The sequence below is a fragment of the Streptococcus sp. C150 genome, assembly GCF_000187445.1.
GTDB classification, from domain to species: Bacteria; Bacillota; Bacilli; order Lactobacillales; family Streptococcaceae; genus Streptococcus; species Streptococcus raffinosi.
In genome coordinates this window covers 1-664 of sequence record NZ_GL698466.1, presented here as the reverse complement: position 1 = coordinate 664, position 664 = coordinate 1, and the positions used below count along the sequence as shown (strand labels likewise).

Below are 664 nucleotides of genomic sequence, written 5' to 3'. Positions count from 1 at the left end.
GGTTATGAGCCCGACGAGCTACCTAGCTGCTCCATCCCGCGATAAAAATTAAGGAGGATGTGGGATTCGAACCCACGCACGCTTTTACACGCCTGACGGTTTTCAAGACCGTTCCCTTCAGCCGGACTTGGGTAATCCTCCAAATAATATAAACAATATATGGACCTTGTAGGACTCGAACCTACGACCGCTCGGTTATGAGCCGAGTGCTCTAACCAGTTGAGCTAAAGGTCCAAGTAATCCATATATGATATAGCGGCGAAGGGGATCGAACCCCCGACCTCCCGGGTATGAACCGGACGCTCTAGCCAGCTGAGCTACACCGCCATAAATCGGGAAGACAGGATTCGAACCTGCGACCCCTTGGTCCCAAACCAAGTGCTCTACCAAGCTGAGCTACTTCCCGATAACATGCACCCTAGAGGAGTCGAACCTCTAACCGCCTGATTCGTAGTCAGGTACTCTATCCAGTTGAGCTAAGGGTGCTCTTTATTAAATTATGCCGAGGACCGGGATCGAACCGGTACGAAAGTTTCCTTTCGCAGGATTTTAAGTCCTGTGCGTCTGCCAGTTCCGCCACCCCGGCTCCTCAAGCGAACGACGGGATTCGAACCCGCGACCCCCACCTTGGCAAGGTGATGTTCTACCACTGAACTACGTTCGC

General features: G+C 52.6%; 7 tRNA genes. All 7 read right to left on the bottom strand.

The annotated features are described in order from the left end of the window. Positions 1 to 51: 51 nt before the first annotated feature. The 7 genes from HMPREF0848_RS10180 to HMPREF0848_RS10150 all read right to left on the bottom strand — a co-directional run bounded on the left by HMPREF0848_RS10180 (position 52) and on the right by HMPREF0848_RS10150 (position 664). Positions 52 to 141: transfer RNA gene (locus tag HMPREF0848_RS10180), tRNA-Ser, on the bottom strand. Positions 142 to 160: 19 nt separating this feature from the next. Next, positions 161 to 234 (bottom strand) — tRNA-Ile (locus HMPREF0848_RS10175). Positions 235 to 253: 19 nt separating this feature from the next. Next, positions 254 to 327: transfer RNA gene (locus HMPREF0848_RS10170), tRNA-Met, on the bottom strand. A gap of 5 nt (positions 328 to 332) precedes the next feature. Beyond that, positions 333 to 406 (bottom strand) — tRNA-Pro (locus HMPREF0848_RS10165). A 6-nt stretch (positions 407 to 412) separates the two neighbouring features. Beyond that, positions 413 to 486: transfer RNA gene (locus HMPREF0848_RS10160), tRNA-Arg, on the bottom strand. A 14-nt stretch (positions 487 to 500) separates the two neighbouring features. Further along, positions 501 to 586, bottom strand: a tRNA-Leu gene (locus tag HMPREF0848_RS10155). Between the two features lie 6 nt (positions 587 to 592). Further along, a tRNA-Gly gene (locus HMPREF0848_RS10150) sits at positions 593 to 664 on the bottom strand.